This window comes from Marseilla massiliensis (assembly GCF_016899855.1).
Taxonomy (GTDB): Bacteria; Bacteroidota; Bacteroidia; order Bacteroidales; family Bacteroidaceae; genus Prevotella.
In genome coordinates this window covers 1-7,897 of sequence record NZ_JACJJG010000118.1, presented here as the reverse complement: position 1 = coordinate 7,897, position 7,897 = coordinate 1, and the positions used below count along the sequence as shown (strand labels likewise).

General features: G+C 50.3%; 7 protein-coding genes and 1 pseudogene. 2 read left to right on the top strand and 6 right to left on the bottom strand.

From position 1 onward, the window contains the following. Positions 1–152: 152 nt before the first annotated feature. The 5 genes from H6A34_RS12700 to H6A34_RS12680 form a co-directional block, all read right to left on the bottom strand. Positions 153–1,319: a metallophosphoesterase gene (locus H6A34_RS12700; protein WP_205105820.1), complete on the bottom strand. Its 1,167-nt coding sequence runs from the start codon at positions 1,317–1,319 to the stop codon at positions 153–155. A gap of 78 nt (positions 1,320–1,397) precedes the next feature. After that, positions 1,398–2,732 (bottom strand): dihydroorotase, encoded by a 1,335-nt coding sequence (locus tag H6A34_RS12695; RefSeq protein WP_205105819.1) that lies wholly within the window; start codon positions 2,730–2,732, stop codon positions 1,398–1,400. Positions 2,733–2,768: 36 nt separating this feature from the next. Continuing rightward, on the bottom strand, positions 2,769–3,572 hold the full coding sequence (locus H6A34_RS12690; protein ID WP_205105818.1) for a DUF4369 domain-containing protein: 804 nt from the start codon (positions 3,570–3,572) through the stop codon (positions 2,769–2,771). Between the two features lie 90 nt (positions 3,573–3,662). Continuing rightward, positions 3,663–4,091 carry a hypothetical protein gene (locus H6A34_RS12685; protein ID WP_021948012.1) on the bottom strand — a complete coding sequence of 143 codons (429 nt, stop codon included), beginning with the start codon at positions 4,089–4,091 and terminating at the stop codon, positions 3,663–3,665. Further along, complete coding sequence (locus H6A34_RS12680) at positions 4,075–4,410, bottom strand: FtsB family cell division protein (RefSeq protein ID WP_205105817.1); 336 nt, start codon at positions 4,408–4,410, stop codon at positions 4,075–4,077. Before H6A34_RS12680 ends, H6A34_RS12685 begins: the two co-directional genes overlap by 17 nt. Before the next feature lie 266 nt (positions 4,411–4,676). On the opposite strand from H6A34_RS12680, the gene H6A34_RS12675 reads away from it, so the two are divergent. Beyond that, entirely contained in the window at positions 4,677–5,228 is a 552-nt protein-coding gene (locus H6A34_RS12675; RefSeq protein ID WP_205105816.1) for a GNAT family N-acetyltransferase, read from the top strand. A gap of 38 nt (positions 5,229–5,266) precedes the next feature. Here H6A34_RS12675 and H6A34_RS12670 read toward each other — a convergent pair whose 3' ends face one another. Beyond that, positions 5,267–6,178, bottom strand: coding sequence for an EFR1 family ferrodoxin (locus H6A34_RS12670; protein ID WP_205105815.1), 912 nt, complete (start codon positions 6,176–6,178; stop codon positions 5,267–5,269). Positions 6,179–7,055: 877 nt separating this feature from the next. On the opposite strand from H6A34_RS12670, the pseudogene H6A34_RS12665 reads away from it, so the two are divergent. Further along, positions 7,056–7,897: pseudogene (locus H6A34_RS12665) on the top strand (helix-turn-helix domain-containing protein); the annotation flags it as partial.

Here is a 7,897-nt window from a genome sequence, read left to right as displayed (position 1 = left end):
ATAAGTATATTAGCAGACGGGAGACAGACTTTTAGCAGACAAGACACCAGCAGACAAGCAGACGAGGAGATTTGCATAAACTATTGTTTATTCGGGATTAATCACCGAAAATGCAAATCTCCTCGTCTGCTTGTCTGCTGGTGTCTTGTCTGTTACTTCTTGTGCAGCGTTATAACGACAATCTCGTTGCTCGCGCCGAGCCTGAACGGGACGAAACCTCCCATGCCTGCGGATACGTTCAGGGCACGTTCTCCGTCGTAGTACATGCCAAACCACTCTTTATAATTAAACGCTGCGGGCGACAGTCCGAATACTTCAAGCTGTCCGGCATGCGTGTGTCCGCTAAGCGTCAGTTGCGCCTTGCTTTGTGGCAAGATTTTCTTTCGCCATGATGAAGGGTCGTGTTCAAGCATTATAACGAAAGCGTTTGACTTCACTCCGGCAAGGGATTTCTTTACGTCTCCTTTCTGCGGGAAGCGTTTGCCGCCGTCATTCTCCATTCCGGCAATTACTATCGAGTCGTTGCCACGCCGTATTACGCGGTGTTCGTTTAACAGCAAGTCCCAGCCCATCTGCCGTTGCAGGCTTATCAGTTCACGCTCGTTAGCCACCTTTACAGCACTTGGCGCGTCGATATATCCGGAGTAGTCGTGGTTGCCAAGGACGGAAAACACCCCGTCTTTGGCCGTTACCCGGCTTAGAGTCTGCATGAATGGATAGAGCTCTTTCGGTTCCATGTTTTGCAGATCGCCGGTAAATACGGCCATGTCTGCGTCTTGCGCGTTGATTAAGTCTATCGCTTTTTCAAGCACGTTGGCGTATACAGTACCATAAGTGCCTACATGTGCGTCACTGAATTGTACGATTTTGTAGCCGTCGAAGGCGGCAGGCAGCTCGGAAGAGTAATAATCCTCATGGCGGATGTCAAGTTTCCTGAACCCTAAAGTACCGCCATATATTACGGCAACGTCGACCGCCAGTGCCAGTACGAGGCCTACAAGATTGCCCCAGTTGTTGCGTGTGTGGTGGTAACGGCAGTGTGCCCATCCAAGGAACGAGCAAAAGGCAAAAATGAATTTAGGGGTTATTAGTACGCCTAAAAGCAGTAGATAGATGTGCAGTAAGGCCAATGTGTCAGGCGCGAAGTTGCGGCTTGTGGCAAGAAAAATCGTGTAAGCGAACATGAATGCCCCCGGCAGCCACCATAATACGCGTTGCCACCATAGGTAACGTGTACGTTTCTTGAGGAAACGACGGTCGAGATAAAGGTCGGGTAGGGTAATGAACAGTAGCAGGTATACGAATATTCGGGCTATCATTTATTGTTACGGTTATCGGTTTATGCGGTTGTTGGGGCTATAGGCAATGGCTGTTTACGTTTCCGGAGGAGGCTTGTCTTATCTGAAAACGACCTCTTCTCCTCGGTAAGTATCGTCGAAACGTTCGCCGTCAAGAATGTGGCGCCCGTTGCAGAAAGTGTGTTCCACGCGCCAGTTGAACGTGTGCCCTTTCATAGGGCTCCATCCGCATTTGCTCTGTATGGCGTCTTCTGTCACCGTCCAAGGGCGGTCAGGTCGGACGATTACGATGTCGGCTTTGTATCCCTTGCGTATAAATCCTCGCTCACGGACGTCAAAAAGCATAGCCGGCCGGTGGCACATTAGTTCGGCTACACGCTCTATTGTCAGCACTCCGTCGTCAACAAGTCCAAGCATTGATACCAACGAGAACTGGAGCATAGGCATGCCGGAGGCCGCGCGTGCACATCCTCCCTGCTTGTCCGAAAGCCTGTGCGGTGCGTGGTCTGTTCCGATTACGGCTATGCGGCCGTCATTAAGTGCAGCGCGGAGTGCGTTTCTGTCGGCCTTTGTCTTTACGGCCGGATTGCATTTTATCATTGTCCCGAGCCTTGTATAGTCGTCTTCAGAGAACATCAGATGGGCGATTACAGCTTCAGCCGTAATTTTCGGCATTGTGTCAGTCCATGGTTCAAACAGCTGAAGTTCACGGGCTGTGGTGAGATGTGCTACATGTAATCTGGCATTATGTTTCTTTGCAAGGCTTACAGCAAGTTTTGTCGAACGGTAACATGCCTCCTCGCTACGAATCATCGGGTGGTATTTTATGTCGGGATCGTCGCCGTATACCGCCTTTGCATGTCTCATGTTGCTGTTTATTATGCCAGTGTCCTCACAGTGGGCCATGATTGGCAGCGGGGCGGTAGAGAATATTTTGTCGAGGGCTTCGCCTTGGTCAACGAGCATGTTGCCTGTTGATGATCCCATGAAGAGTTTTATTCCGGGTATCCGGTGTATGTCGAGATTGTCGAAAAGAGTGGCGTTAGTGTTGGTTGCTCCGAAGAAGAATGAGTAGTTTACATGGCTTTTGACGGCCGCGATGGAGAATTTCTCGTTGAGTGTTTCAAGTGTTGTTGTCTGCGGAACGGTGTTCGGCATGTCGAAGTAAGTTGTAACTCCTCCATAGACTGCCGCACGGCTTTCGCTTTCGATGTCGGCTTTTGCTGTCATTCCGGGTTCGCGGAAATGTACATGATCGTCAATAACTCCTGGCAAAACGAAACACCCCGTGGCATCGACGACGTTGTCGAAATGCCCGCGGGGTGACTCGTTTTCTTGTAAAATTTCTTCGATACGGTCGTTACTTATAACGACAGCACCTTTAAACGCCTTGCCTTCGTTTACGATAGTGGCGTGTTCAATCAATGTCCTCATAAAATAATGTATGCCTGAACATTACTGATAGTCGTATCATTCGCCCTCGACAGCGGCTATGGAGTCGCCTGCGAGCACGTCCGGAGTTGCCAACTCGTTCGGGGTGGGGACATCTGCCGGCTGTTCATTTATATCCGATGGCATAGCGGTACCATTCATTATAGCCTGGTTTTGCTGGGCTTTCTTATAGTAATCGCTCACGTATGGGTCGTTCTTGAACTTGTCTGTAGCTTTGCTCATGATGTCCTCTATCCATGGAGACAGCTCTGGGTAGCGGTGGCCTGCGGTTATCATGAAGAACACTCCCGGGCCGAGTACGTTGTCAAAGTTCTCTATAATGAACGACGTAACTAGTTTGTCCTCGCGCTGCGCTATCTGGCTTGCTTTTTCGGCAAGGTGCATGTTCACTGCGTTAAGGTCCTTTCCGTCCATTATGGCCTGGCTTTGCAGATGTCCGAGCTCGCTTACTTCACTTTCAAGCTGTTTGTATTTCTCAATGAATTCAAACAGTTTTTCGTTAAGCGGAGTGCCTGTTACCTTCTGCTGTGTGTTGTCTATCTTGATTGTTATGTCGCCGCTCTCAAGTACTACGGGCATAAGGCCTTCGTCGTCCATGAACAAAGTGACAATTTTTGTTGAATCAAGCGTGCCGTTGAAGTGGAATTCGCCATGCACGATATCGCATGAGTCGATATTCTTGAAGTCGCTTCCGTCGAAGGCTTTTAGGAATAGCATTCTGCCGTCGAGCGTCGGAACGTTGGATGTTCCTTGTATGTTGTACGTGTTAGCACACGACGCTAACGCCATTAACGTTAGCAAGGTGTAAAGTGTTCTTATCATAAATATGCGTTATAAAACCGCCACAAAAGTACAATGTATTATCGATGTACGGAAATAAATTTATGCAATTTAAAACAAAAGCGCCGTCTTTTATAGTTTTTTTGCCTCTTTGTCAAGTTCATTTGATATGCGATGGGTGGTGTAAATCTCTATTACGGCCGCAATAAGCAGCAGAATAACCCAATTGTTGTTGATGTAGGTTACATATTGATAGTAACCGTTTTGCAGGTAGGTGGTGAACAAGGGCAGGATGAACCGGTAGGTGTTTTCGAGCATAAGGAGTGCCGAGAGGATGAACAGGATGTCGCCGAATGTCATTATGCGGCGTAGCCGCTTTATTGTGATGTTGCGTCCGGCGTACGTCTGCTGCATCTGGATTACGGCGAAAGATACGGCGCCTACGGCGAATACCCACGGTGTAACGGCCTGTATGCCGACTACGTAAAGGCCGGCACCTACCACCATGCAGAAAGCTCCGGCGAGCATCACTATGCTCTGAAGTTTACTCAGTTGTTTCATTATCCTTGTTTTCTTGTTGTTTGTCGTCGCTTAGAACGAATATGTCTTCGTCGTCGGCCTTCATGAAGTAGCGCTCACGAGCTATTTTCGTTATGGCCTTGGGATTGCGCTGGAGTTCCTTCAGCGTGTGCTCGTCCTTCTCGTACTGGCTGTTGTAAGCGTCGATTTCGCTTTGCATAGCGCGTATTTCCATGCGGTTCTGCACATGTTTCAGGATGCTGTTGTCGCCTACGAAGCCCACCAGCAACACGCCGAGAATGACGACGATGAGGTATTTCTTGCGGCCTATGAAGTTTAGAAACGAATATAAACGGCTCATGACTCTTGTTCTTAATCGGTGCAAAGATAATGCAAACCGAGTGAAATGCAAAATAAAAGGGCGTGAAACGGATTTTTATTTTTATTTCCGAGGTGCCGCTTATCTTATCCAGAGATAATGCAAACCGAGTGAAATGCAAAATAAAAGGGCGTGAAACGGATTTTTATTTTGCTTTCCATGATGTTCCGCTGACGCCAATTTGTGTGGCACGTGCCGTTTTTAGGCGTAAAAGATATATATTTGCACCCGTAATTAATATTATATGTATGGATTCTGGAGGATTGTCTTGCGGTAATGAGGTGTCGATACGCAGGAGTACTGCTGTCGACATTGACGTGCTGATGGGTGTCTATGCCGACGCGCGGAGGTATATGCGCCTGACTGGTAACGCCACGCAGTGGACTGGCGGTTACCCTTCGCGAGCTATTGTCGAGCGTGACGTAGCGGCGGGAAACAGCTATGTTGGTATAGGCGCTGATGGCGAGGTGCTAATGGTCTTTTCGTTTTTCGTTGGCCGTGAGCCTAACTATGACCGTATCGAGGATGGCTCGTGGCCGGACGACGGAGCGTATGGCACCATCCACAGGCTGGCCTCTACGGGCAGGATGGGCGGTATGTTGAGGCGTTGCGTGGACTTCTGCTTCACGCTGGCGGACAATATCCGTCTTGACACCCATGCCGACAACGGGCCGATGCTGGCTGCCGTAGGCCGTCTCGGGTTTGTCCGTTGCGGTATAATCTACGTTGACGACGGTACGCCGCGCGTGGCTTTTGCCAAGAGGCGGCCTGCCGTGCCGTATAGCGCAGGCCGCATGTAAGTTGTTCAGGGGCCGTGTCCTGCATGCGGCTGACGTCACTATCTGTTGGCCTGCTTGATGTCCCACAGGGATACGTGTTCGTTGCGATAGCGGGCGTTGGGGTTCTTCTCGCCGGCGGCGAGCATAATGTTGCCTTCCTTGTTGAACTGTATCGCGCGTTGCGGGCAGTTTTGTATGCACGCGAAGCAGGCTTCGCACTCGCCTTCGGTCTTGACTCCCGACGATGTGAGGCTCCAGTTGCCGCGAGGACATACGTCGGCGCACACGCCGCAGCCTATGCACGCGTCGGTGGCGGTGAAGCACTGGGCGCTGTCCCAGGTGAAGCCTTTTTCGGGGTCTATGCCTGTCGCCGCGATAAAGCCCTGGTGCTGTTGCCGCTCTTCCTCCGTGACCGGTTCTATCCAGCGGCGCCTTGCCGAGACGTCGGCGGTTATGCGGGCGAGGCTTTCTGGTATGTGCTTGTCTATTTTTATCTGCTCGTTCATGTCGAAGTTGGGCAGCCAGTTGTCGACCATTATCATCGTTGTGACGTAGTCGAAGGCATTGCCGGCACGACGGGATATGTCGTCCCATATCTCGGAGGCGTTGCACTTACGGTTGCCGTAGGTAAGTACGGCGAACTTATACTCGGCCTTAAGCCGTGCCTTTTTTATGAACTTGCGCACCATGTTGGGCGGCATGTGTCCGTAAATGGGGTACACCAGGCCAATCTCGTCAGCCTCAAAGTTTAGCTCTCCTTGCTTCATTACCTGCGGTATGCTTAGCAGCATTGCCCCGTCGCCACCTATCTGGCGGGCTACATAGAGGCAGTTGCCCGTGCCCGTGAAGTAGAATATGATACGCTTCGTGCCCTTCTTGCCGCATGAGGCAAGGCTTGCCGCTCCCGTGCCCATTACCGCTGCGCCGGCCAGGGCCATGCCGATACGTTTTATAGCTTCCCTTCTGTCCATGTCGTAAAGTATGTATTGTTTCGGTTCAGATATTTATACGGGTGCAAAGTTACGTGTTTTATCCGTCATGCGGGCAACATTTTTTACTGTTGTTCAAACCTTTTTTACAGATGTGCGGCATTCCAATGCTTGATGGCAGATAGTAAGCCGTAAGCTATACTGGCGTCGCAAAATGTCATTCGGGAAACTGCATGGTTTTCGCGCAATCTGGAAACGGATTTTATGAAAATGACATGCGGACTTAGCAAAACGATTCCGTGTTATTAAAGAAAAGTATGTTAAAAAATCGTTCAACCGTTGCACGATTGTCATATAAGCGCTTTTTAATGAACATACAAGCACTCCACGATAATCGTGGAGGCGCTGCGCGATGTCCAAAAGGCGGCTTTTCGGAACGCAAAAGGCCGCCTTTCGTTGCACAAAACATGGCCTTTAGATGTAAAAGTGAGTGTTTAAACGTGCTACGCTCGCACACGCAGGATTGGCATATTCAAGCCAATCGACGGAAAATTTTTGGCCGTGCCCGTTCTATAGCGTCAACGTTTTTCAAAGTGTAAGCATTCTTTCTTGTCCCGTTCGCAAAGTGTAATCTTGCCGCCAAGCCACTTGCGTCATTCATTCTGCGCTGTCCTGCATGGCTGTCGGTTTTGAACTGCAATGTACGTGACATCCTCTTTCAAGCCCGACAGTGGCATACCGCAGCGCAAACGCGACTGCACTGACAAGGCGTAATGCTGCCTTGTTGGCGTCGGAGCATATACCCAAATTGCGGATAGGCATTTATTTCAAACCAATATTACAGATTCAGTGCCGCAGGAAGTTGCGGCGTAACGTTAAATTCGCTATATTTGCAATATTGTGAAATAAATGGTGAATTATGGAAAAGGACAAGATACTTGACTTAAGGTCAATCGACGACTACAACAAGTTTCTCGGGCTGGAGACCAAGAACCCGCTTGTAGGAATCATAGATTTCTCGAAAGTGAAGGTGTTGAGACACCGCCGCAAGTGTGGAACGTTCTATGCCATATTCCTGAAAGAGAAGATACACGGCCAACTTGTGTACGGGCGCGGCAAGTACGACTACCAGGAAGGTACTCTCGTGTTCGTCGCTCCGGGGCAGGTTGCAGGGATTGACGATGGTGGGGAAACCAAAAATCCGCAAGGATACGCATTGGTGTTCCATCCGGACCTGCTCCGCGGCACGCCGTTGGCACGCCGGATGAAGGACTACACGTTCTTCTCCTACGAGGTGAACGAGGCCCTGCACATGTCGGAAAAGGAGAAGGCGACGGTAAAAAACTGTTTTGCCGAGATTGCTGCAGAGCTTGACAACACCATCGACCGCCACAGCCGTTCAATCATAGCGGCAAACATTGAGGTGCTGCTTAACAACTGTATGCGCTTCTACGACCGACAGTTCGTCACCCGCGAGCCGGTCAACCGCGACGTGCTGGCACGTTTCGAGAAGCTGCTCGACGACTATTTCGACTCCGACAAGCCCCGCCGCATAGGGCTGCCGTCGGTAGCCTATTGCGCCGACCAGCTGCATTTCTCGCCAAACTACTTCGGCGACCTTATCAAGAAAGAGACCGGACGCTCGGCCATCGAGCATATCCATCTGTCCGTAATTGAGCGTGTCAAGCAGTACCTGATGGATACCGACATGACGGTAAGCGAAATCGCTACGCCGTAGGCTTCCAGTATCCACATCATCTG